The sequence below is a fragment of the Bacillus sp. FJAT-27231 genome (assembly GCF_001183975.1).
Lineage (GTDB): Bacteria > Bacillota > Bacilli > Bacillales > Domibacillaceae > Pseudobacillus > Pseudobacillus wudalianchiensis.
In genome coordinates, this window is the sequence record NZ_LFZU01000001.1 from 2,834,813 (window position 1) to 2,857,546 (window position 22,734).

The following is a 22,734-nucleotide window of genomic DNA, read 5'->3' on the forward strand; positions in this document are numbered from 1 at the left end:
ACAGCTTAACCATTTGATAGATCGCCGTTAAGAAAGCGTTATCATTTCATGCTAAAAAACTTCTTTTTCTCTCGAATTCCTACAGTGAGTTAGTTTCTACTAGAATTGCGGCTCATCAACTCCTTTCTAGAAATCGTTCAATTATTTTTCCAATTTTAATCTTCCCAGGACATTATGAAGGATAAAGAATGGCAGAGGTTGTTCAGGCCTCTACCATTTTACTTTTACAAATGTTACGCTTTAGCGTCTTCTTTTTTCAGATCTTTCGGACCGAAAGTAGCGGTTGGCGTCCACCATAATGGAATCTTGATGCTTTCGTCCGTTAATTTTCCTTTGCCATTCGCTACGTCTTTCGCAATTTCATAGCCGGCCTGCGCATGGCGGACAACCCCGATACCAGAATCAACTGTCATCGCCACTTCTAATCTCATATCAGACTCCGCTGTTCCATCGGCCACCATGGTTACACCTGTATGAACGGCTTCTCCCATCGAGTAGTTCGCTTGCAGGGCAATCAAATCACACATGCCTACGGCATTCAATAAACCGTTCAATACCGGCCAGTCAGAAATTAAGTCCCCGCCGTCCTTCATGTTTTCCGACTCAAATGTCGGGTTCACAATCGAACCGGAATCTAAGTTGTCACGAGAGAACGCAACCGGTCCAGACAATTCGCCGCGGCGGATCATGTCGTTGACTTCTAACGCGAACGCTTTACGCTGGCCAAAGCCCATGTAACAAATACGAGCTGGAAGAGCTTCAATCGGAATATGCTCTTTCGCCAATTTGATCCAGCGTGTCACAAGCAGGTCATCGCTGAACTTCTCTAAGATCATGTCGTCGATCTTTCTTAAATCTTCCGGATCTCCAGATAGGCACACCCAGCGGAAAGGTCCACGGCCTTCACAGAAGAGCGGACGGATATACTCGGCTACGAAGCCTGGAAGGCGTTTCGCTTCTTTCTCATCCATTCCAGCGTCGATACATTCTTTACGGATGCTTGTTCCGTATTCAAAGGAATGAACCCCCATATCCAAGAATTTGATGAGCGCTTTCAATTCACGGACCATCGTTTCGCGTGCTTTTTGCAAATACAGATTACGATCTGTGTCACGAAGCTGTTCTGCTTCTTCGACTGTATAGCCGGAAGGCAGGTAAGAAATCGGGTCATGAGCTGGCGTCATCGACGTCGTGATATCCGGTCTGAAGCCTTTTTCCAGTACTTCTTCGAATACATCCGCTGCGTTTCCGACCACCGCTACGCCAAGCGGCTTGCCCTCAGCTGCTGCTTTTTGCGCCATCTCAATCGCTTCATCCAAAGAGCCAGCTAACGTATCAATGAAGCCTTTTTCAATACGGCGGTTGATGATGTCTACATTCGAGTCACAAAGGATCGCTACCCCGCCATGCATCGTCATCGCTCTTGTTTGGTTTCCGCCCATTCCGCCGGCACCCGCTGTTAACAAGATTTTTCCGATAAGCGAGTCATTGTAGTGCAAGCGGGCAATCGCGGATAATGTTTCAAACGTTCCTTGGATGACCCCTTGTGTACCGATGTACTCCCATGGAGCCGCTGTATAGTTTGCATAAATCGTTAAGTTTTTATCTTGTAAATCATAGAATGTCGGCCAGTCTGCTTTCATAATGTTCGTTGTTGCCATGACAACAGTCGGTGCGTATTTGTGTGTTTTAAACACCGCTACTGGCATCCCGGATTGAACAACCAATGTTTCATCATCTTCTAATTCCTTTAGAGATTTCACAATCGCATGGTAGGATTCCCAGTTACGAGCGGCTTTTCCGATCCCTCCATAGATGACCAACTCTTCTGGTTTTTCTGCATTTTCCATATTGTTTTCCAGCATCCGAAGGATCGCTTCCTGTCTCCAGCCTTTACAGCGGAGTTCCGGTCCTCTTTGTGCTTTTACTGAATACAAAATTTCTGGTGTTGACATTGTGTTTCCCCCTAAGTGTTAAATGTTGTTCATGCTCGTTCTATATATAGCAAGTCGCATGCCAAGAGAGCCGTACTAGGTCAAATTATCTGTTTCTCTAAAAGAAAGCCGGTATAATAGCCTTTTTCCTAGTTCTCTTATTTTTTTGCTTTCTTTCATTTCTAAAATAAGGTAAATTTTCTTTTAAAAAACGCAGAGATTGTTTGCATATTGTTGGGTAATTTCACTAGAAAAAACAAAAAACATGTAAACGATTACAAAAAAATCGCATGCAGATAAACATTGCATGCAGACTGTTCTAATGGGTGCAAACAAAAATAGAAGCCAGATTATTCAAAAAAGTTTAAATAAATGTTATATTTAAAGCCATACGTGCAGAACAGGAGGTAAGGAATTTGATTGCAGCATCAATTGGGTCGCTAATAAAAAGTTTTGTAGACGGAGTCATCGTGCTGAATAAAGACTATAAAGTGCTATGGTGTGACGTCAATAAAGACATCCCATTGAACATAACAGCAGGATCTTCTATTTTGGACTTTCTTCCTTGTGAAGAAGTGAAATTTATAGAGAATGAAACCTTTCCTTTTGTAATGGATAACCGAAAACTCTCGGTTAAAGTTAGAAATTTCACCGCAGAAGAGACGTATATCGTCTTGTGCATAGAGGATATGACCGATTTAATGTCTAATCCAACGATCCGATCCTATTGCCTTGAAAAAATTATCGAGTCATTAGATGAGGGTGTCATGATGAGCAATTATGAAGGAAAGATTGCTTTATATAATGCAGCACAAGAAAAAATGGAAGGCTTAAATAGCGAGGAAATTACCGGAAAGCACTTATGGTCCGTTTACAATTATAATCCGCAATATTCCGAGCACGCTCATATCTTCAAAACAGGAAAACCAATCTTTTCTAGATATCGCGCTCACTCCACTGTTAACGGAAACCCAAAGTATGTAAATTACAGTACTTTCCCTATTCAGAAAGATGGAGAAACCATTGCTGTTTTTTCATTAAGTACAAACGAATCGAAACTGAAAGACCGTCTTCATCAAACGATTGAACTAAAAAGACAGATTGTCGATAAAGATGAACAATCAGCGGAGACAAAAAATGGCACTACGTTTACCTTTAACGACATAAAAGGCAAAAGCCTTGCGTTAAAAAACTTAATTAACGAAGCCGAAAATATCGCTCTTCATAATACAGATACTTTAATTGTTGGTGAAACAGGTACAGGCAAAGAGTTGTTTGCCCAAAGCATGCACAACTATAGCCCAAGAGCAGAAAGCCCATTTGTTGCTATTAACTGTGCGGCTATTCCTGAAAATTTATTAGAAAGTACGCTCTTCGGTACAGTTAAAGGAGCTTTTACCGGCGCGACGAATCAAGTAGGCTTATTTGAGTATGCAAAAGACGGCACCCTGTTCCTTGATGAAATCAATTCGATGCCGATGACTTTGCAATCTAAATTAATGCGGGTTTTGCAAGAACGTTTAGTCAGAAGAGTCGGTTCTAATGATGTGACGCCTGTAAAGTGTACAGTCATTAGTGCCTCCAATGAAGATCCTGAAAAGCTAATCGCAGAAGATAAAATGCGGTTGGATTTATTTTATCGAATTGCTCGTACAAGCCTTTATATTCCCCCTTTACGGGAACGGCCAGAAGACATTCACTTTTTCATAGACTATTTCTTAAGCTCTTATCAAAAAAAGTTTTCTAAAACAATGCCGGGTCTGTCCAAGACATTGCGTGCTGCTCTTCTTCACTATCCTTGGCCGGGTAACACTCGTGAGCTAGAACACTTAATTGAAAACTTGATGATCCGGGTAAGTGAAAACGATTCCATTATTGACGTTGATCATCTTCCTGCTTATTTGCGCAGAAAAGTTTTATCCGATCGAAAAAATAAATCTGCCAAGGAAAAAGAAGTCATGAATAGACCTTTCAAATCCATCTTTACAAATTCCCAGGAACATTATATTCAAATGGTATTAGAGCAAACGAACTGGAATATCTCAAAAGCCGCTAGAACTCTAGGGATTACCCGCCAAAGTTTGCAATATCATATTAAAAAGCACGGTCTCATCAAACCAAATTAAGCAGAAAAGAAAATGACTGTCTTAAAGATCCGTTATTTACCGGTCTTTGAGACAGTCTTCCAAGAGATCACAACACTTATAAAAACAGCAGGACGTATAAACCCCCTCTACTTAAATAACTCTAACAGTCACGACCTCACTAAAGATTCATCATTAAAATTTTATAATCTTGAATAGCCGCTAAAGCTTCCTTTGCTTCCTTCTCTGTATCAAATTCAAACACTTGTATACTGTCTTTAGAATGAACTGTGATGACCCACACAAAAATTTTCTCCATTTAACTTTATTAAGGTTTGTCCATCCTCGCCAAAGTACAGCTTATGTTGTTTTACCTTTTATAGCCGGCCAATCTCATATCTACTTGATAGGTTTGCGCAATTTCATAAACTTTCTCTGCTATCCCTTACTATTTTGCAAGTACATAAAGAGCGAAACATTCATGGTGTACTAACCATTAAAATTAAAAAGAATGGCAGAGATCCATTTTATTCGAACCTCTGCCTTCTTTGTTTATATACTGCACGATGGACTATAACATCTACTGTTGTACTTTCTCTAGCTCTTTTATAAAACTAAAAAAGCAATCGGGGTGATCATCACCAATGTTAATACCGTCCGTAAGAACCAAATAGCCAGTATATGGCTCATCTTAAGCGGTATTTCTGTTGAGAGAATACATGGGATTAAAGCAGAGAAAAAAAGAATCGTTGAAATAGAAAGAGAAGCGATAATAAACCGTGTCTCTAGGCTGGCCTCTAACACAACTAATGATGGCAAAAACATATCTACCAAATTAATAGCTGCTGCCTTAGCAGCAAGGAAAGCATCCGGAATGTGCAACAGTGCTGTAAGCGGATAAAAAATATAGGCGGCATAATCAAAAACAGGCGTATGATTAGCTAACAGGAGACCTAATAATCCAATGGACATGATAGAAGGCAAAATCCCCATAGCCATGACAAAGCCGTCTTTTACATTTTCCAGTACATTATCTTTTAATTTAGGTGCATGATGGGCTGTCAGCATCGCCTGCTCCCAAGCGTAGCGAAGTCGGTTCTTTTCAATTCTTTCTTCAGGAAATCCTTCTTCAGTGTAATAATCATCACTCATTTTATTAATGGGCCAAATTCTCACCGTAATAGCTGTCACAGCAAAGGTTACTAAGAACGTCAACCAGAAATATAAATTCCAAATAGACATTAAATCTAGCGTTTTCGCAACAACGATCATAAAAGTAGCGGATACAGTGGAAAAACCAGTGGCAATAATAATGGCTTCTTTCTTTGTATACTTTCCTTCCTTATAAATACGGTTGGTGATCAACAAACCGATTGAATAGCTTCCCACAAAAGAAGCGACAGCATCAATGGCTGAACGGCCCGGGGTCTTCCATATCGGCCGCATAATAGGCTGCATGAAAATTCCAATAAACTCAAGCAGTCCATATCCAACGAGAAGCGCTAAAAATACAGCACCAACTGGCACAAGAACGCCAATCGGAATAAGTAACTTGTAAAACCAGTAGGGGCCCATATCCTCAGCTAACAACCACGCTGGTCCAGTCTTGAATAAAACAAGAACAGCTGCTGCTAATCCTAATATCTTAAAGAAGGAAATAACCATTTCCACCGGGCTTCTATTCCATGTTTTTTTATAAAAGGGATAAATGGCTCCTAATACAACGAGAACGATCGTGTAATAGGAAACTCCCTTGCCCAACGATTCACGAATCCATGTCACTAAATGATCCAGGGGGATGGAACTCTTGTCGTTTATCTCAATAGGAACAAAAAACATAAAGATTCCGATCGCACTAAAGAAAGTGAACTTCAATATATTCTGAACCGAATAAATCTTTGGCTCTTGTTCTTTAGCCGTGCCAGTGACCTCATTGTTAACTGTCTTTTGGATTTCGTTCATATCCTCGCCCCTTGCATCTGTAAAGTTTTCGTCCATTGGCAGAATACCGATCACTAAAAGTTAAGCATAACCCTTTTACTTTTAGTGACAACAAGGATGAAAAAAAGAAGGACAGAGACCCTTCTTTAAAAGCAGTTGGATCTCTGTGCTTATTCTTTTTAACTCTTTATGCTTTTACGTCTTCCTTTTTCAGATCTTTCGGACCAAAAGTAGCGGTTGGTGTCCACCATAATGGAATCTTGATGCTTTCGTCCGTTAATTTTCCTTTGCCATTCGCTACGTCTTTCGCAATTTCATAGCCGGCCTGCGCATGGCGGACAACCCCGATACCAGAATCAACTGTCATCGCCACTTCTAATCTCATATCAGACTCTGCTGTTCCATCGGCCACCATGGTTACACCTGTATGAACGGCTTCTCCCATCGAGTAGTTCGCTTGCAGGGCAATCAAATCACACATGCCTACGGCATTCAATAAACCGTTCAATACCGGCCAGTCAGAGATTAAGTCCCCGCCGTCCTTCATGTTTTCCGATTCAAATGTCGGGTTCACGATCGAACCGGAATCTAAGTTGTCACGAGAGAACGCAACCGGTCCAGACAATTCGCCGCGGCGGATCATGTCGTTGACTTCTAACGCGAACGCTTTACGCTGGCCAAAGCCCATGTAACAAATACGAGCTGGAAGAGCTTCAATCGGAATATGCTCTTTCGCCAATTTGATCCAGCGTGTCACAAGCAGGTCATCGCTGAACTTCTCTAAGATCATGTCATCGATCTTTTTTAAATCTTCCGGATCTCCAGATAAGCACACCCAGCGGAAAGGTCCACGGCCTTCACAGAAGAGCGGACGGATATACTCGGCTACGAAGCCTGGAAGGCGTTTCGCTTCTTTCTCATCCATTCCAGCGTCGATACATTCTTTACGGATGCTTGTTCCGTATTCAAAGGAATGAACCCCCATATCCAAGAATTTGATGAGCGCTTTCAATTCACGGATCATCGTTTCGCGTGCTTTTTGTAAATACAGATTGCGATCTGTGTCACGAAGCTGTTCTGCTTCTTCGACTGTATAGCCGGAAGGCAAGTAAGAAATCGGGTCATGAGCTGGCGTCATCGACGTCGTGATATCCGGTCTGAAGCCTTTTTCCAGCACTTCTTCGAATACATCCGCTGCGTTTCCGACCACCGCTACGCCAAGCGGCTTGCCCTCAGCTGCTGCTTTTTGCGCCATCTCAATCGCTTCATCCAAAGAGCCAGCTAACGTATCAATGAAGCCTTTTTCAATACGGCGGTTGATGATGTCTACATTCGAGTCACAAAGGATGGCTACCCCGCCATGCATCGTCATCGCTCTTGTTTGGTTTCCGCCCATTCCGCCGGCACCCGCTGTTAACAAGATTTTTCCGATAAGCGAGTCATTGTAGTGCAAGCGGGCAATCGCGGATAATGTTTCAAACGTTCCTTGGATGACCCCTTGTGTACCGATGTACTCCCATGGAGCCGCTGTATAGTTTGCATAAATCGTTAAGTTTTTATCTTGTAAATCATAGAATGTCGGCCAGTCTGCTTTCATAATGTTCGTTGTTGCCATGACAACAGTCGGTGCGTATTTGTGTGTTTTAAACACCGCTACTGGCATCCCGGATTGAACAACCAATGTTTCATCATCTTCTAATTCCTTTAGAGATTTCACAATCGCATGGTAGGATTCCCAGTTACGAGCGGCTTTTCCGATCCCTCCGTAGATGACCAGCTCTTCTGGTTTTTCTGCATTTTCCATATTGTTTTCCAGCATCCGAAGGATCGCTTCCTGTCTCCAGCCTTTACAGCGGAGTTCCGGTCCTCTTTGTGCTTTTACTGAATACAAAATTTCTGGTGTTGACATTGTGTTTTCCCCCTAAGTGTTAAATGTTATTCATGCTCGTTTTATATATAGCAAGTCGTGTGCCAACATAGCCACATCACCCCGAATTTTTATTGTTTTCCAAAAAACCGTTGTTACAGCGGTCTTTTTATCACCTTCTTTCTCTGTCTCAACGGTCCCCCTCCCCAGTTTCAAGGAAACAAAGTTCAAAAAAACGCAGAGGTCGTCTGCATGTCAAGAAAGAATGCATTCACATCTAGGCAACACGACCGCTTATCATCTAGACCATGGGCTGTGCAGATAAATTATGCACCTATCCCTTGTTAGGAGCATACTGCCAAAAATATTGCAGTTCTCGCACAAAAAAAAGAAAGCCTTTAAAGCAAAATCTGCTTTAAAGGCTTTCAGTCGTCTCTTTACCCGACATATGTTAGTCTTGTTCCATCTTTAAATACTTGATCAATTGTCGCACCGCCAAGGCATTCTTCTCCGTTATAAAATACGGCAGCTTGTCCAGGTGTAATAGCGCGAACCGGTTCATGGAAATCAACCTTCACTTTTCCATCTTCCAGCAAATGCACGGTTACTTTATTATCTTGCTGGCGATAACGGAACTTTGCTGTACATTCAAACGATTGCGGCTTTGGTTGATTGGAAATCCAGCTCACTTGATCAGCAATCAATGAAGTAGAGTAAAGAAGATCATTATGAAACCCTTGCTCAACGTAAAGCACGTTTTTCTCCAAATCCTTTCCTACTACGAACCACGGCTCTCCTGATCCACCAATGCCAAGGCCGTGACGCTGTCCGATTGTGTAATACATTAATCCATCGTGATGGCCTTTTACTTCTCCATCCATCGTTGTCATCAGCCCTGGCTGTGCTGGCAGATAACCACTTAAAAATTCCTTGAAATTGCGTTCTCCAATAAAGCAAATGCCTGTGCTGTCTTTTTTCGCCGCTGTTGCAAGACCTGCTTCCGCTGCAATTTCACGCACACGCTTCTTATCAATATCTCCGATTGGAAAAAGCACTTTTTCAAGCTGGCTTTGCTGCAGCTGATTCAAAAAATAGGTTTGATCCTTGTTTTCGTCAAGACCGCGAAGCATTTTTACTTCTTCACCGCTATGGTCTACCCGCGCATAATGACCTGTTGCAAGATAATCAGCGCCCAGGCTCATCGCATGCTCTAAAAAAGCTTTAAACTTAATTTCTTTATTACACATCACATCCGGATTTGGTGTGCGTCCGGCTTTATATTCATCAAGAAAATAAGTAAACACCTTTTCCCAATACTGCTTCTCAAAGTTGACGGCATAATACGGAATGCCTATTTGATTGCATACGCGTATGACATCATTATAATCCTCTGTTGCTGTGCAGACGCCAGACTCATCTGTGTCATCCCAGTTTTTCATGAAAATACCGATGACTTCGTAGCCCTGCTCCTTCAATAAAAGGGCGGCAACCGAAGAGTCCACGCCGCCGGACATGCCGACAACAACACGGGTGTCTTTCGGTGCTTTTTTCATTCTGTCCACTCTCTTTCTAAGCAGGAGCACGGCGCTTACTTGTTCGTTAGACGAGCGATAATATTCGCTAGCGCTTCTCCTGCTTCATCTATTTGTTCTTTCGTATTTGTTATACCAAAACTGAAACGGATGGAGTTACGCAGGCGCTCAGAGTCTTTGCCAAACATAGCGACGAGAACATGCGATGGCTCAATCGATCCTGCCGTACAAGCAGAACCGCTTGAAGCAGCGATACCGGCAAGATCTAAATTCACGAGCAATGACTCTACATCTGTTCCAGGAAAGCTTAAGTTTATCACGTGAGGCAGTGAACGTTCAAACGATCCGTTCACGGAAAATTCTACTTGTTTTTCCTTTAACAGCCGAGTCAGCTGCTCTTTAAATGCCAAGTAACGCTCTCTTTTTTCTTCCATAGAAACCATCGATAGCTCAATGGCTTTTCCAAAACCAGCGATCGCTGGCACATTTTCGGTTCCAGCTCTTCGTTTTCTCTCTTGCTCACCGCCAAGAAGGGAAGGTGTTAGTGTCAATCCTTCTTTCGCATAGAGAAACCCAATTCCTTTTGGACCGTTAATTTTATGGCTGGATACCGATAACAAATCAATATGTTCGGTTTTTACATCGATGGAAACCATTCCGTACGCTTGTACAGCATCTGTGTGAAAAACCGCCTGATGCTCCTTTAGCAGCTCGCCAATCTTAGCAATTGGCTGAATTGTCCCTATCTCATTATTTCCATACATAATAGACACTAAAATGGTATCTTCCCGCAGAGCGGAAGCTAAATCCGATAGACAGATTCTCCCTTCTTCATCCACCGGCAAATACGTCACATCATACCCTTCTTTTTCAAGATATTCACACGTGTGCAGGACGGCATGATGCTCTACTGCCGAAGTAATAATGTGACGGCCACGATGTTTCATCGCTCGTGCTGTACCAACAATAGCTAAATTATCAGCTTCCGTTCCGCCGCTCGTGAAAATAATTTCATTAAAATCAGCTCCAATGCTTGCCGCCGCGGAGGTCCGCGCTGCATCGACAATTTGGCGTGATGCCCGGCCAAACGAGTGGATGCTTGACGGATTGCCAAATGTATCACTCATTTGTTTCATTACCGTTTCGATCACTTCTGGATGCATGGGAGTTGTTGCCGCATGGTCTAGGTAAATGCGTTCCATTCCGCTGATCTCTCCTTATATATAGAACATGTAAGCGTCGGATTGTCCGTTATCATCCGTATGCTTTGCTAAATCTTCGAGTGTTGTATTTTCAAGCACACCTTTAATCGCATCGCTAATTCTAATCCATAATTCACGTTTCGCCGGCTCTTCATCTTCAATCCCTTCTACGAGACTGATTGGTCCTTCGAGAACGCGAATAACGTCTCCCGCTGTAATGGTCTCCGGCTCTCTTCCAAGTACATATCCGCCATAAGCTCCCCGGATACTGCGAACAAGCCCAGAATTACGAAGCGGTGCAATTAACTGTTCAAGATAATGTTCAGATAAGTTATGGGCACCCGCAATGACTCTTAACGAAGTTGGACCTTCGCCATGTCGTTTTGCCAATTCAATCATAATCGTTAATCCGTATCTTCCTTTAGTTGAAATTCTCATATATTTACCCCCTGGTCATGATCTTTTTTCCATTCATTTACTCTGTTTATTAGTATATCCGAAAAACGCTGGCATTGCGGCAAGGAAACTCCGACAGCCGTTCCCATTAACAAACTAAATAGAAACGTGCCGAAATGAACGGGTCCGCCGATCAGCCAGGCAATGGCCAATACAATAAACTCCATTCCTCTCCGGATGCTGGATACTTTCCAGCCTGTCTTTTTCATTACAGCCAGCATAAAACTGTCCCGCGGTCCGGCGCCAAGCTGGGCGGAAATATAAAAAGACATCCCATAAGCCATCACGAAAATTCCCGCGACAAACATGACGAGCTTCCCAATGAAGCTGTGAGGCGTTGCGATAATAGGCATCCACAAAAAGAAATCAATAAAAACACCGACAAGCACCATATTTAAATAAGCGCCCACTTGCGGCCATTCCCGCAAGTAAAAAGAAGCGGCTCCTAAAATCAAAAAACCGACGAGCACCGACCATGTGCCAACCGTCAGTCCAATTTGTTCATATAACCCTACATGAAGAGCATCCCACGGTGTTGCACCAAGGTTAGCGCGAATTAATAGCACGATTCCGAGAGACATAAATAAAAGGCCAATTGTAAAAATGATTAGCCGGATCACAATATTCCCCTGTTTGCTTATCTTCTCTTTTTTCATCCATTTTTCCCCTTATTGAATGGACTGCTTCATTACCTTTACTATAGTCAGCTTTTGCTATTATATCATAGAATTCAGGTCAAAAAACATGCTCTACTTTCATTTCCTATGATACAGTGAAGAAAAGAATTGAAACAAGAAATGAGGAATAGGCATGAAACCACTAGCTTTTCGGATGCGTCCACGAACAATTGAGGAAGTTGTCGGCCAGCAGCACTTAGTCGGCCGCGGAAAAATTATCGAGCGTATGGTGGCAGCTAAACAACTGTCTTCCATGATTTTATATGGTCCTCCGGGCATTGGCAAAACATCCATTGCCAGTGCAATCGCTGGCAGTACAAAATATGCCTTCCGCACATTGAATGCAGTAACAAGCAATAAGAAAGATATGGAAATTGTCGCGGCGGAAGCCAAAATGTCAGGAAAAGTGATCCTGCTTCTTGATGAAGTTCACCGGCTGGATAAAGGAAAGCAAGATTTTCTGCTTCCCTTTTTAGAAAATGGAGCAATTACGTTAATCGGGGCGACAACGAGCAATCCTTATCACGCTATTAATCCGGCGATCCGCAGCCGCTGTCAAATTTTCGAGCTAAAACCGCTGACACCGGCAGAAATTGAAGAAACTCTGAACCGGGCTCTGCAGGATAAGGAGCGGGGCCTCGGCCATTATCATACAAAAATAGAAGAAAGTGCCCTTCAGCATTTCTCCCTAGCAAGCGGCGGTGATGTGCGCAGCTCGTTAAATGCACTAGAGCTCGCCGTTTTGTCTACACCTCCTAATGAAGAGAACGTAATTGTTATCACTCGTGAAATAGCAGAAGAATGTTTGCAAAAGAAAAGCTTTTCTCACGACAAAGACGGTGATGCCCATTATGATGTTATTAGCGCCTTTCAAAAATCAATTCGCGGCAGTGATGTGAACGCTGCTCTTCATTACCTTGCACGCTTAATCGAAGCCGGTGACTTGCCTAGCATAGCGAGAAGACTGCTTGTTACGGCCTACGAAGACATTGGCCTTGCCAGCCCTCAAGCTGGGCAGCGAACACTAGCTGCTGTGCAAACCGCAGAAAAGATTGGATTTCCGGAAGCCCGTATTCCTCTTGCGGCAGCCGTTATCGAACTTTGCTTGTCGCCCAAGTCCAATACAGCCATTACAGCGATTGATGCAGCCCTCTCTGATATTCGTGCCGGTAAAAGCGGTGACGTGCCCGATCACTTAAAAGACGCCCATTATACAGGCGCTAAAGAACTTGGCCGCGGCCTTGAATATAAGTATCCGCATAACTATGACAGCGGCTGGGTGAAACAACAATACCTTCCAGATAAATTAAAGAATAAACGGTATTATGAACCGAAGCAAACCGGAAAGTTTGAACAAGCTTTATCGGGCATTTATGCAAAGATTGAAAAGGGAAAGTAACTCTCGAAAAAGGAGAAGATGCACAGGTAGCTCTTCTCCTTTTAAACTTGTCATACAACCTTGTGCCTTCCGATAAAATGATAAGAGTATCGGAAAAGGAGAGGTTACATGATGAGAACCTACGAGGAAACAGCCGCGTTTGAACATACATTTTGGCTGCAAGTATTAGGCGACCACGCCCGGTTTATTCATGATTCGCTTGCTCCCCAAGAACAGCGAGACATCGAGCTGGCTCGTTATTTCATCCAAACCTTTGATCAGCTGCTCGAAAGTGTGGCGGTTGATCAAAGTCATTTAGTGGCTCTTAGCAGACTGGCTGATGAAGAAACCCAAAAACTAAGAGCCTTTAAACTCGATCTTATACGCAGACACCTGATCGGAAAGGTGTCTATCCATCTGGGACCAACGTTTATCAATCATATGGTGAATGAACTCGATGAGTATAGGCGGTTATTAAATGACTTGAAAGAAGGAAAGATTCCACCTGTTTATCATGCACTTCACCACCATTTGCTTTGGCTGATGGATGCAGCTGGCCATGCCGGTGCCATATCCGATAATATGGACCAGGTTGAAAAGAAAATAAAACAAAAAAGTAATAGCTTTACAAAAGATTTCGAAGCTTTTTACTTAAAGGCAGTAGAAATGACCGGCTTTTTACGGACGAACCTATCTTCCTTCCCTGCTTTAGCACGATTTAACGAAGATACCTCCCTTGAAATCAAGCTATTTATGAGCTTTCTTCAAGAAATTGAAGAATTAAGATTAAGTAAGGAAGCATTGGGAACATTTGCGCCGCTTATGGCTGATCATATGATGAGAGAAGAATGCTACTATTTAATGAAACTCGCTGAATCAACTGACCTTCAAGCACCGAACTGTAATCCTGCAAAACCACGGCTACAGGATTAATGATAGAAAAGCTGCTGATTTTTCACCTCAGCAGCTTTTTGTTGTTCATATATAATCGGTTAAGCAGTGACATCTCTCTTTGTAAAGGTAACAAAGGCAAGCAGTTGAAAGACAGCATAATAAACCGCAAGCATAGCCAGTGAAAACCCCAGCGTCATACCGTCTACTAGCGTTTGCCCATTTTCATATTGCAGCAAGTTTGTATTCGCAAATAATAAATATTTTGCCCACTCATATTTCATAGCGATGAGCATCGTAACATTTGTACCGATGAATAGTAAAAATAATGAGATACCGATAGCAAGAGAGCTGCTGCGGAAAACGGCTGAAATCATAAAGGCCATCGTCGCGAGCATAAACACATCCACTGACTTCATCAAATAAATTTTAAGCAAATATAAAAACAGATTTTGCTCCATCACTTTCCCACCTTCGTATGCAAAATGCACAGAAGTTTCAGAAGAGCCAAAGAGAACAGCGCCGATTAAAGCAGATACAACGAACAACACTGAAATCATAAACAGTCCGAACAGGACAACGGCTGCATATTTAGAGAAAAGAATTTTCGGACGGCTGATGGGACGGATTAAAAGCATTTTTACTGTTCCCCACGTGTATTCGCCGGCCACGATCCCAGCAGCAATAATAATCATAAACAAACCGGCCAAGCTGAGTAATTGACTATTGTCTTCAATAAAAGACCACGTGGTCTTTTTCGTATCTGCCGGCAGATTATGTTCAAGCCGATACTCATTGATCTTTATTTGTCCTTGTAAATAGTCTTTACGGTCTTTTGACAAGTGAGTGCCTTCTGTCATTTCTTTTTCATAAGCGGCATTCTCTGCTTGCACAACTTGCTGCCAGCTAGCCGGTTCTTTTTGTCTGTTTTCATCGTACTTTGTAAATCCAGCAAACATACAAGCCATCAGGATAAGAAGGCCAATCATGACATACGTGCCCGGCCGCTTGAAAATTTTAATCCATTCATTTTGAATTAAACGGATCATCAGCTCACCGCCCCCTGTTTTTCAGTTATTTCTAAAAACCTTTCTTCTAACGTTTTAGATAACAGTTTGACTTCATAGACTCTTATATTCTTAGAGGCGAGTAAGCGGATTAAGTCAGGAATTTGCTCTTTATCTGCTTCAACAGATAGACTTTTGCCTGCTATTTTAACGCGAATATCCGGGAACAAAGCCGTCGTTAACTTAGCAGCTGTATCTGCATGGTCTACTTCAATCGAGTAAGATTCGCGGCCATCGTTCATCCAATCATGGACTGATTGAACGTGGATGAGCCGGCCTTTTTGAATAATGCCAATCCGGTCACACATCATTTCCATCTCTGATAGCAAGTGGCTTGATACAATAACAGCCATTCCTTCCTTTTCTGCTAAACCACGAATGTATTGGCGTATTTCTTTAATGCCTGCGGGATCGAGTCCATTTGTTGGTTCATCTAGGATTAAAATTTTCGGGCTGTGCAGCAATGATTGAGCGATGCCTAGACGCTGGCGCATACCGAGCGAATAGGTTTTCACTTTATCGTGAATACGGTCACTAAGGCCGACAAGCTGAACGACCTCATTGATTCTCTCTTTCGTGATGCCTTTTTGCATACGCGCATACTGCTGCAAATTTTGATAGCCTGTTAAAAATTTATACATCTCCGGGTTTTCGACAATGGCTCCAATGTGACGAACAGCTTTTTCAAAATCCTTTTGAATACTGTGTCCGCAAATGACAATATCTCCTTCCGTCAGCTTCATCAGTCCAACCATCATCCGGATGGTTGTCGTTTTCCCCGCACCATTTGGACCGAGAAACCCAAAGACCTCACCGGCTCGGATGGTAAAGCTTAGCGAATCGATAATTTTCTTTCCCTTAATCATTTTCGAAACCTCTTTCAATTCTACTAACGCAGTCATAGTCGAGTCCCCTTTTAATAATTACTTTTTAGCCACTGGAGCACCGATAAGCCTTCTTCCTCGCGGAGTGCTTCAACATGGCAGCGAGCATGCACCCTGCCCTCGTCTAAAATAATGGCTTCCTCGAGCACTGGCTCAATCTCCGTAATTTCATGAGTCGTAATGATCACTGTCTGCTTCCCAAAGTCAATAAAAGAAACGAGCCCTTTCACGATTGTGTCTCTTACCATCGGATCCAGCCCAAGAAACGGCTCATCCAGCAGAAGAACAGGCGCTTCACGTGATAAGACAAGCAATAATTTCAAGCGCCCTTGCTGTCCTTTCGATAATTTTGCTGTTTTTTGATGACGTTCAAGGCTCATAAATTCAAGCAGCTCTTCCGCTTTGTTCATAGAAAAGTCTTCATACTGAGAAGCAAAAAATTGAATCATTTGCTCCACAGTTAAGCTGGGATAGAGCATTCCTTCGCTCGATAAATAAGCAACATCCCGGGCAATATGGCGGTCTACTAGCCGGCCGTTAATCATGATTTCACCTTTTGATGGAAACACGAGACCTGCCGCCATTTTCATCATAGTAGATTTCCCACTTCCGTTTGGTCCGAGGATGCCATATATCTTGCCTGTTTCAAAGCGCAAATTAATGTCATGCAATGCTTTTCGCTTTCCATATTCCTTCGTCACATCTCTCAATTCAATCATTTTCAGCCGTCCCCTTCCCCATTAAAGCCTGTTCGACCGCTTCCGTGATCTCTCTGTCCTCCACACCAATACCTCGCATATTTTGTATAAACATCTCAATCATTTCTCGCTGAATTTCTGTTCTTAACTGCCTTTTCATCTCTATTTGTTCCGTCATAAACGTTCCCTGCCCTCTTTTTGTTTCTACTACTCCCATACGCTCTAGCTCCCCATATGTTCGTTGAATAGTATTTGGATTCACCCCGGACTGAATCGCCATTTCTCTCACAGATGGCAGCTTCTCACCCGGGCTGATCTCACCACGGACAAATTGCTGGATAATCCGGTCAGCAATCTGGCGGTAGATCGGTTTGGATGTTTGAAATTCTTCTGTCATGTTTTACACCTCTACTTTTCGATTGAGCAGCCAGGCAGCAGCTAAAAATAACGCAATATGAAAGAGTATGGAAAGAATGATCGGCCATATTTGAATATCACCGTTTTCTATTGAAAAATGCATTCCCCCTATTCCCCACGCCCTCGTTCCGGATTCACTAATATTGATCGTCCAGCTGGCAAACCATTTTTGAATGAATGGAATTTGCAGCAGCTTTGCCGTGATCCATTGAAAGAAGAGATAGACAGCAATCACAAAGGCCCATCTTACTTTTTTTAATAAGGGATACGCATTGAGTGAATGGTAGACCGCCCAAAGAAACAATCCCCAAACGGCAAAATATAAAGCTCCTGCCGTCAGGCCTATATTCAATAAAAATCCTTCTCTATACGGTATTTCGCCTCCAGGAGTATCAATAAAGTCCTGTGGCAAAGCAATGTTTAATGAGATGAGCGCTAGAACATCGGCAAGTATTAAAGAAATAACGAAAAGGAAAAGGGCCACAAGAATTTTTGACAGCAATAACTTCACACCACCCGCTGTACTATGCAGCCAGTACTGCCCTTTTTCCTCCGCTTTAAGCAAAATCATCTCTGTAATTGGCAGAAGGGCTACGTGAAAAAAATAAATAAAAAAGAGAAACGGAAAAACAAGAAAAAACTCTCCGTAATAGGCAGCCACCGCAAGCCCACAGCCATATACCGCCAAAACAAGAATGAGCCACAGCCAAGCATAGTTTTTAATAAGTAAAAAATCTTTCCTTAATAATCCTGGAAACATATAGGATCCCTCCATGTATCAGTGTTCTAGTTAGATAGTACACTAGGACAGATTCTAATGTCAATAACATTTCTTATTTTTTCCAACAAATAAGAAAGCCGCCCATCTCTTCGGGCGGCTGCTCAATTATTAGTAAAAAGCTCTCTCCTGATTAAAGGAGAGAGTTTGCTTGTGATTATTCATTTATGCTTTTGCCAGCTTCTCCGGGCTTTTCATACCGTGTAGCGCCTCCGAAATGCAATGATTGATCACGGTCGGATTCCACTTTCTTCTGGCTTCTAAGCTTTTTTTCTTGCCGGTCTTTTCCCATCTTGATCACCTCTAATTATAACGTTTCCAAGCGGGAAAGGTTTATACTCACTTTTCGTCTTTTACCCGGGTGATTTTAATGTCCTTTAATAATTCTCTCACGACATAGCTCGCCATAATTAATCCGCAAACAGACGGAACAAAAGCATTGGAAGATGGCGGCATTTTCGCTTTACGAATTTCTGCTTGATCGTTGCCAACCACTTTACGTACATCCTCGCGAATAACAATGGGGCTTTCATCGGAAAATACGACTGGGATGCCTTTGCGAATGCCTTCTTTTCGTAAGCGGGTGCGAATCACTTTCGCAATAGGGTCTGTGTGAGTCTTCGAAATATCCGTAATTTGAAAACGGGTTGGGTCCATTTTATTAGCTGCTCCCATGCTGGAAATAATCGGGATATTGCGCTTCAGACACTCTTTCATTAAATGTATTTTATAGGAAATCGTATCAGAGGCATCCACTACAAAATCCAAATCATATTGAAAAAAGTCTTCGTATGTTTCTTCTGTGTAAAACATATTTAGTGTAATCACTTCACACTCCGGGTTAATATCCGCAATGCGCTGCTTCATTACCTCTGCTTTTGGCTGTCCAACGGTTGACAGTAAAGCAGGCAGCTGGCGATTAACATTCGTAATGTCAATCGTATCTTTATCTACAAGCACAAGCCGTCCCACACCTGAACGAGCGAGCGCTTCAACGGAAAATGAGCCAACACCGCCAATACCGAGGATGGCCACTGTACTATTTTTTAAAATATCGAGCCCTTCTTGTCCAAAGGCAAGTTCATTTCTTGAAAATTGATGCAGCATGAATAGGATCACTCCATAACATTAATAATATATTGTTATCTTTTCAGATAGGATTAATCTTACTTGAAAATAATCGTTCATTCAATGTTTTCCCCATTTTCTCCAATAAAAAAACAGTCTCTTGTGACAAGAGACTGTAAATGATATTAGATATAGAGGGGAAATCCCGATCGTGCCGTCCTATGAATCTATATGTTTTGAACCCGCTCTAGGCAGGTGGGTGCTCTGCAGTAAACTTTGTAAGTCCTCGCAAGGGAGGCGTGTACGCCATTTACAAACCCGAGCTCCCGTAACATACATTGTTCGGTCAAAACAGATAGTGAAAATAAACGGACACATCAGGACTTCCCTTCGTTGAAACTATCATAACATACGCAAATATCGTTTTCAACTTTCAATTGTCTAAATATTTAAAATTCACTTTTTCGCTGTTTGACGAATAGCTAAATGCAATTCCTCCAGCTGACCGGAGCTTACTTCACTTGGAGCATCCATTAGTAGATCGCTTGCACTTGCTGTTTTCGGGAAGGCAATCGTATCGCGCAGGTTTGTACGGCCTGACAGCAGCATAACCATCCGGTCGAGTCCGAGCGCAATCCCGCCATGTGGAGGTGTTCCATATTCAAACGCATCAAGCAAGAAGCCAAATTGTTCTTTTGCTTCTTCTGGTGTAAAGCCTAGCACTTCAAACATTTTTTCTTGAATATCACGCTCGAAAATCCGAATAGAACCGCCACCGAGTTCATATCCATTTAACACGATATCATAAGCTTGCGCCCGTACTTTTTCTGGCTCATCATTTAGAAGCGGCAGGTCGTCACGAACTGGCATTGTAAATGGATGGTGAGCAGCAAAATAGCGTTTTGCATCTTCATCATATTCAAGAAGCGGCCAATCTGTTACCCAAAGGAAGTTGAATTTATTTTCATCGATTAACCCAAGATCTTTTCCAAGCTTCAGACGAAGTGCTCCAAGCGCATCCGCCACGACTGATTTTTTATCTGCTACGAATAACAGTAAGTCTCCTGCTTCTGCTTCAGCAGAAGCAATCAGGCCGTTTTGCTCTTCTTCAGAGAAGAATTTAGCGATTGGGCCTTTCAAGCCGTCTGCTTCTACTTTCATCCAAGCAAGCCCTTTTGCTCCATAGATAGCAGCAAATTCGGTCAAGGCATCGATATCTTTACGGGAGTAGGTCGTGCCGCCATTCTCTACATTGATCAGCTTCACTTGTCCGCCGCTCTCAACAGCACCAGCGAATACTTTAAAGCCTGAACCCTTTACTTGCTCTGATACATCCACTAATTCCATACCAAAGCGAGTATCTGGTTTGTCAGAACCGAAACGGCTCATCGCTTCATCATACGTTATGCGTGGGAATGCATCAGTTATTTCAACGCCCTTTACGCGTTTCATAACACGCTTCAGCATTTCCTCTGCCATAGCCATAATATCTTCCTGGCTCATAAAGCTTGCTTCAATATCGATTTGTGTAAATTCCGGCTGACGGTCTGCACGTAAATCTTCATCACGGAAACAGCGGGCAATTTGATAATAACGATCAAAGCCAGATACCATTAACAACTGTTTAAAAATTTGCGGCGATTGCGGCAGTGCATAGAATTCTCCGCCATGCACACGGCTCGGCACTAAATAATCGCGCGCTCCCTCTGGTGTACTCTTCGTTAAAATCGGTGTTTCAACATCAAGGAATCCTTCTTCATCGAGGTAGTCACGAACGGTTTTAGTAATATCACTGCGCATTTTAAATGTTTCATACATAACTGGACGGCGTAAATCCATGTAGCGATATTTTAAGCGAATATCCTCTGATACTTCTGCTGTATCTTCAATCGGAAACGGAGGCGTCTTTGCCTCGCTTAAAATCGTCACTTCGTTTACTTGAATTTCAATTTTTCCAGTCTCAATGTTTTCATTCACTGTGCTCTCATCACGAGCAATAACTGTTCCTTGAATATCTAATACATATTCATTCCGGATTTTTTCCGCTATTGCCAGTGCTTCCGCAGACGTTTCAGAATCAAATACAATTTGTACAATGCCTGTACGGTCGCGAAGATCGATAAAGATCACTCCACCTAAATCTCTACGACGCTGCACCCAGCCTTTTAATGTTACTTGTTCTCCAATTTGCTGCTCTGAAATCTTTCCGCATTCATACGATCTGCCAAACATTTATTTTTCCTCCATCTTCTTCTGTAATGTATCAACGAAGTGTTCAAGCATAACTTCTTGCTGCTCACCTGTTTCCATATCTTTTAACGTAATTTTATTTTCTTTTAGCTCATCCTCACCAAGGATAGCCACAAATTTTGCTTGCAGGCGGTCTGCTGCTTTAAATTGTGCTTTCATTTTCCGGTTCTGGTAATCACGCTCAGCTTTCATTCCCGCTTTTCGCAGATCATGAACGAGTTTTACTGTGCAATCTCTTGCTTCATCACCAAGAGAGGCAATGTAACAATCAAGACGATTCGTTTCTTCCCATTCAATGCCTTCCGCTTCCATCGCGGCAAGAAACCTTTCCATACTAAAAGCAAAGCCGATGCCCGGTACATCCGGACCGCCCATTTGGCTAACGAGTCCGTTATAGCGACCACCGCCGCACAACGTCGTAATCGCCCCAAATCCCTCTGCCCGGCTCATAATTTCAAAGGCAGTGTGATTATAGTAATCAAGTCCGCGAACGAGCGTTGGATCCACTACAAACTCAATGTCAAGTGCTGATAAATACTGCTGCACTTTTTCAAAATATGTACGGGAATACTCGTTTAAGTAATCGAGAATAGACGGAGCCGATTTCATTAATTCGTGATCACGGTCTTTCTTACAATCCAAAATACGCATTGGATTTTTCTCCAAGCGGCTTTGGCAGTCTTCACAAAACTCGCCAATCCGTGGCTGAAAATGCTGGATAAGTGCTTCTCTATGAGCGACACGGCTTTCTGTGTCACCTAGTGAATTCACAACAAGCTGAATTTCCCGCAAACCTGCCGTGCGATAAATGTCCATGACAAGCGCTATGACTTCCGCATCAATTGCCGGATCTTCACTGCCGATCGCTTCGACGCCAAATTGCACGAACTGGCGGTAACGTCCTGATTGCGGGCGTTCATAACGGAACATCGGTCCCTTGTAGTACAGCTTCACTGGCTGATTAGGATCACCGAACATTTTATTTTCTACAAATGAACGGACGACTGCCGCTGTTCCTTCCGGGCGAAGAGTTAAACTACGGCCGCCGCGATCCGTAAATGTGTACATTTCCTTTTGAACAATATCCGTCGTATCCCCTACACCACGTTGAAACAATTCAGTATGCTCAAAAATAGGCGTCCGTATTTCTTTGTACTGATAATTTCGGCAAATGTCAGTAGCAATTTTCTCAAGGTGCTGCCACTTCTCTACTGTTCCAGGTAAAATATCCTGCGTACCGCGTGGAATGTTGACACTCATGATTATTCCTCCTTCAATTCTAATTTCAGGTGTTTTTTTCCAAATAAAAAAAACTCTTCATCCCTGAAATAAGGGACGAGAGTTTTTTCCCGTGGTACCACCCTAGTTAAAACGGATTTTCCGTTTTCACTTTTCAGCTAACGCCTGCTCGCGTTTCCTCCTACTAAAAGCATCGCTTCTTTCAAAGGAAAACCTCCGGAGTGTTCATTCATTATGGTGCTGACGGGAACGGCTCTCAGCCAAGGCCTTTCCTCTCTGAACGTGCGATCCTTAATTACTTTTCTCCATCATAGGTCTTGTCATTTAATTGTTAACAAAGGGAAAGCGGAGTTTCAATTCGCTATCGCGCT

20 protein-coding genes, 1 other RNA gene and 1 other annotated feature are annotated in these 22,734 nt (G+C 42.7%); of the genes, 3 read left to right on the forward strand and 18 right to left on the reverse strand.

The features are described from left to right. Positions 1 to 233: 233 nt before the first annotated feature. Complete coding sequence (hutU, locus tag AC623_RS13665; protein ID WP_049663353.1) at positions 234 to 1,955, reverse strand: urocanate hydratase; 1,722 nt, start codon at positions 1,953 to 1,955, stop codon at positions 234 to 236. Positions 1,956 to 2,350: 395 nt separating this feature from the next. On the opposite strand from hutU (AC623_RS13665), the gene AC623_RS13670 reads away from it, so the two are divergent. Further along, the gene (locus AC623_RS13670) at positions 2,351 to 4,060 is read left to right on the forward strand and encodes a sigma-54 interaction domain-containing protein (RefSeq protein WP_082174426.1); all 1,710 of its coding nucleotides are present in this window, start codon (positions 2,351 to 2,353) and stop codon (positions 4,058 to 4,060) included. A gap of 139 nt (positions 4,061 to 4,199) precedes the next feature. Here the strand turns inward: AC623_RS13670 and AC623_RS22130 are convergent, their stop codons facing one another. The 7 genes from AC623_RS22130 to AC623_RS13700 all read right to left on the reverse strand — a co-directional run bounded on the left by AC623_RS22130 (position 4,200) and on the right by AC623_RS13700 (position 11,672). After that, positions 4,200 to 4,322 (reverse strand): hypothetical protein, encoded by a 123-nt coding sequence (locus AC623_RS22130; RefSeq protein WP_269429921.1) that lies wholly within the window; start codon positions 4,320 to 4,322, stop codon positions 4,200 to 4,202. Between the two features lie 302 nt (positions 4,323 to 4,624). Then, a complete protein-coding gene (locus AC623_RS13675) occupies positions 4,625 to 5,980 on the reverse strand; it encodes a YjiH family protein (RefSeq protein WP_053104144.1) in 1,356 nt (451 codons plus the stop codon). A 166-nt stretch (positions 5,981 to 6,146) separates the two neighbouring features. Further along, positions 6,147 to 7,868: a urocanate hydratase gene (gene hutU, locus AC623_RS13680; RefSeq protein ID WP_049663354.1), complete on the reverse strand. Its 1,722-nt coding sequence runs from the start codon at positions 7,866 to 7,868 to the stop codon at positions 6,147 to 6,149. Positions 7,869 to 8,263: 395 nt separating this feature from the next. Continuing rightward, on the reverse strand, positions 8,264 to 9,379 hold the full coding sequence (gene mnmA, locus AC623_RS13685; protein WP_049663356.1) for a tRNA 2-thiouridine(34) synthase MnmA: 1,116 nt from the start codon (positions 9,377 to 9,379) through the stop codon (positions 8,264 to 8,266). 35 nt (positions 9,380 to 9,414) lie between these two features. Then, complete coding sequence (locus tag AC623_RS13690; RefSeq protein WP_049663357.1) at positions 9,415 to 10,560, reverse strand: cysteine desulfurase family protein; 1,146 nt, start codon at positions 10,558 to 10,560, stop codon at positions 9,415 to 9,417. Positions 10,561 to 10,575: 15 nt separating this feature from the next. After that, a complete protein-coding gene (gene cymR, locus AC623_RS13695; RefSeq protein WP_049663358.1) occupies positions 10,576 to 10,998 on the reverse strand; it encodes a cysteine metabolism transcriptional regulator CymR in 423 nt (140 codons plus the stop codon). Beyond that, a complete protein-coding gene (locus AC623_RS13700; RefSeq protein ID WP_049663359.1) occupies positions 10,995 to 11,672 on the reverse strand; it encodes a YczE/YyaS/YitT family protein in 678 nt (225 codons plus the stop codon). Before AC623_RS13700 ends, cymR begins: the two co-directional genes overlap by 4 nt. A 154-nt stretch (positions 11,673 to 11,826) precedes the next feature. On the opposite strand from AC623_RS13700, the gene AC623_RS13705 reads away from it, so the two are divergent. Next, positions 11,827 to 13,092, forward strand: coding sequence for a replication-associated recombination protein A (locus AC623_RS13705; protein WP_049663361.1), 1,266 nt, complete (start codon positions 11,827 to 11,829; stop codon positions 13,090 to 13,092). Positions 13,093 to 13,200: 108 nt separating this feature from the next. Continuing rightward, the gene (locus AC623_RS13710) at positions 13,201 to 14,004 is read left to right on the forward strand and encodes a DUF2935 domain-containing protein (protein WP_442853538.1); all 804 of its coding nucleotides are present in this window, start codon (positions 13,201 to 13,203) and stop codon (positions 14,002 to 14,004) included. Between the two features lie 59 nt (positions 14,005 to 14,063). On the opposite strand, the gene AC623_RS13715 is transcribed toward AC623_RS13710, so the two are convergent. The 10 genes from AC623_RS13715 to hisS all read right to left on the reverse strand — a co-directional run bounded on the left by AC623_RS13715 (position 14,064) and on the right by hisS (position 22,384). Beyond that, the gene (locus AC623_RS13715) at positions 14,064 to 15,011 is read right to left on the reverse strand and encodes an ABC transporter permease (protein WP_049663363.1); all 948 of its coding nucleotides are present in this window, start codon (positions 15,009 to 15,011) and stop codon (positions 14,064 to 14,066) included. Next, entirely contained in the window at positions 15,011 to 15,931 is a 921-nt protein-coding gene (locus AC623_RS13720) for an ABC transporter ATP-binding protein (protein ID WP_049663364.1), read from the reverse strand. Before AC623_RS13720 ends, AC623_RS13715 begins: the two co-directional genes overlap by 1 nt. Positions 15,932 to 15,945: 14 nt before the next feature. Continuing rightward, the gene (locus AC623_RS13725; protein ID WP_049663366.1) at positions 15,946 to 16,632 is read right to left on the reverse strand and encodes an ABC transporter ATP-binding protein; all 687 of its coding nucleotides are present in this window, start codon (positions 16,630 to 16,632) and stop codon (positions 15,946 to 15,948) included. Further along, positions 16,625 to 17,008 (reverse strand): GntR family transcriptional regulator, encoded by a 384-nt coding sequence (locus AC623_RS13730; RefSeq protein WP_049663367.1) that lies wholly within the window; start codon positions 17,006 to 17,008, stop codon positions 16,625 to 16,627. The genes AC623_RS13725 and AC623_RS13730 overlap by 8 nt, the downstream gene beginning before the upstream one ends. A gap of 3 nt (positions 17,009 to 17,011) precedes the next feature. Then, positions 17,012 to 17,788 (reverse strand): hypothetical protein, encoded by a 777-nt coding sequence (locus tag AC623_RS13735; RefSeq protein ID WP_049663369.1) that lies wholly within the window; start codon positions 17,786 to 17,788, stop codon positions 17,012 to 17,014. Positions 17,789 to 17,963: 175 nt separating this feature from the next. Continuing rightward, on the reverse strand, positions 17,964 to 18,098 hold the full coding sequence (locus AC623_RS21145) for a YpzI family protein (RefSeq protein WP_065408956.1): 135 nt from the start codon (positions 18,096 to 18,098) through the stop codon (positions 17,964 to 17,966). Between the two features lie 47 nt (positions 18,099 to 18,145). Then, positions 18,146 to 18,913, reverse strand: a complete 768-nt coding sequence (locus AC623_RS13740; protein WP_049663371.1) for a tRNA threonylcarbamoyladenosine dehydratase — start codon at positions 18,911 to 18,913, stop codon at positions 18,146 to 18,148. Positions 18,914 to 19,072: 159 nt separating this feature from the next. Beyond that, positions 19,073 to 19,261: non-coding RNA, 6S RNA (gene ssrS, locus AC623_RS21150), on the reverse strand. A gap of 69 nt (positions 19,262 to 19,330) precedes the next feature. Then, positions 19,331 to 21,106 carry an aspartate--tRNA ligase gene (gene aspS / locus AC623_RS13745; RefSeq protein WP_049663373.1) on the reverse strand — a complete coding sequence of 592 codons (1,776 nt, stop codon included), beginning with the start codon at positions 21,104 to 21,106 and terminating at the stop codon, positions 19,331 to 19,333. Then, on the reverse strand, positions 21,107 to 22,384 hold the full coding sequence (gene hisS, locus AC623_RS13750) for a histidine--tRNA ligase (protein WP_049663375.1): 1,278 nt from the start codon (positions 22,382 to 22,384) through the stop codon (positions 21,107 to 21,109). 68 nt (positions 22,385 to 22,452) lie between these two features. Further along, positions 22,453 to 22,684 (reverse strand) — a binding site (T-box leader). Positions 22,685 to 22,734 lie beyond the last annotated feature (50 nt).

Coding starts and splice junctions, on each gene's coding strand:
- AC623_RS13690 (WP_049663357.1), bottom strand. CDS start 10,560: ATGGAACGCATTTACCTAGACCATGCGGCAACAACTCCCATGCATCCA.
- AC623_RS13705 (WP_049663361.1), top strand. CDS start 11,827: ATGAAACCACTAGCTTTTCGGATGCGTCCACGAACAATTGAGGAAGTT.
- AC623_RS13720 (WP_049663364.1), bottom strand. CDS start 15,931: ATGACTGCGTTAGTAGAATTGAAAGAGGTTTCGAAAATGATTAAGGGA.
- hisS (WP_049663375.1), bottom strand. CDS start 22,384: ATGAGTGTCAACATTCCACGCGGTACGCAGGATATTTTACCTGGAACA.
- AC623_RS13740 (WP_049663371.1), bottom strand. CDS start 18,913: ATGCTGCATCAATTTTCAAGAAATGAACTTGCCTTTGGACAAGAAGGG.
- aspS (WP_049663373.1), bottom strand. CDS start 21,106: ATGTTTGGCAGATCGTATGAATGCGGAAAGATTTCAGAGCAGCAAATT.
- AC623_RS13675 (WP_053104144.1), bottom strand. CDS start 5,980: ATGAACGAAATCCAAAAGACAGTTAACAATGAGGTCACTGGCACGGCT.
- AC623_RS13700 (WP_049663359.1), bottom strand. CDS start 11,672: ATGAAAAAAGAGAAGATAAGCAAACAGGGGAATATTGTGATCCGGCTA.
- cymR (WP_049663358.1), bottom strand. CDS start 10,998: ATGAGAATTTCAACTAAAGGAAGATACGGATTAACGATTATGATTGAA.
- hutU (WP_049663354.1), bottom strand. CDS start 7,868: ATGTCAACACCAGAAATTTTGTATTCAGTAAAAGCACAAAGAGGACCG.
- AC623_RS13725 (WP_049663366.1), bottom strand. CDS start 16,632: ATGATTGAATTGAGAGATGTGACGAAGGAATATGGAAAGCGAAAAGCA.
- AC623_RS13715 (WP_049663363.1), bottom strand. CDS start 15,011: ATGATCCGTTTAATTCAAAATGAATGGATTAAAATTTTCAAGCGGCCG.
- AC623_RS13735 (WP_049663369.1), bottom strand. CDS start 17,788: ATGTTTCCAGGATTATTAAGGAAAGATTTTTTACTTATTAAAAACTAT.
- hutU (WP_049663353.1), bottom strand. CDS start 1,955: ATGTCAACACCAGAAATTTTGTATTCAGTAAAAGCACAAAGAGGACCG.
- AC623_RS21145 (WP_065408956.1), bottom strand. CDS start 18,098: ATGGGAAAAGACCGGCAAGAAAAAAAGCTTAGAAGCCAGAAGAAAGTG.
- AC623_RS13730 (WP_049663367.1), bottom strand. CDS start 17,008: ATGACAGAAGAATTTCAAACATCCAAACCGATCTACCGCCAGATTGCT.
- mnmA (WP_049663356.1), bottom strand. CDS start 9,379: ATGAAAAAAGCACCGAAAGACACCCGTGTTGTTGTCGGCATGTCCGGC.
- AC623_RS13710 (WP_442853538.1), top strand. CDS start 13,201: ATGATGAGAACCTACGAGGAAACAGCCGCGTTTGAACATACATTTTGG.